Below are 754 nucleotides of genomic sequence, written 5' to 3'. Positions count from 1 at the left end.
TCAACGAAGAACAAATAACGCAGTTCCGAAAGCGTTATCGTAATACTCGCCGCTTTAAGTCCGTCACCATATTGGAGAACCTGACCGAAAAAGAGATCGCTAAGTTCTCTGTCCACCAATACCAGTTTCCCGGGCTGTCTATCGATACTAGCCTGAAACGTTTCTATCCTACCGGAGTTTAAGGAAACTGGAAGAGCAAGGCAAAGAAGCGAATTATCAAGCTACCACCATTATTGGTAAGCTCGGCGTCGAGCGATACTACGAAGATATCCTCCACGGTCAAAAAGGGTATCAAGAAGTTGAAGTCAACAGTCGCGGTCGAATAGTAAGAACAATTCAATATGTTCCACCTGTTGCCGGTAAAGACATTGTGTTGAACATCGATCTTGAACTACAAAAGTACGCGTTTGAACAACTGAACCATAGAACTGGCAGCGCCATTATACTTGACCCGCAAGACAACAGTGTCTTAGCTATGGCATCAAGCCCAAGCTACGATCCCAACCTTTTTGTTGATGGTATTTCTAGCAAGAACTATCAAAGGTTACTCAACGACCCTGCTCACCCTCTGGTCAACCGAACCACATAGGGTGTCTACCCGCCCGCATCGACTATCAAACCTTTTATGGCAATTGCAGGCTTACAAGAACAGGTTATTTCCGAACGTACGGTTCGTGATGATCATGGTGTATGGCGCATTCCGGGCTCTAAATCGAATTCAAAAGCTTGGCGTGATTGGAAGCGTTGGGGGCAC

General features: G+C 45.9%; 1 pseudogene. It reads left to right on the top strand.

Going from position 1 to position 754, the window contains the following annotated elements:
- Positions 1 to 754: pseudogene (locus tag KIV40_RS35210) on the top strand (penicillin-binding transpeptidase domain-containing protein); the annotation flags it as partial.

Source organism: Vibrio sp. D173a, from assembly GCF_030248475.1.
The sequence above is the reverse complement of the archived record's forward strand: the minus strand, read 5'-3'. Positions and strand labels throughout refer to the sequence as shown.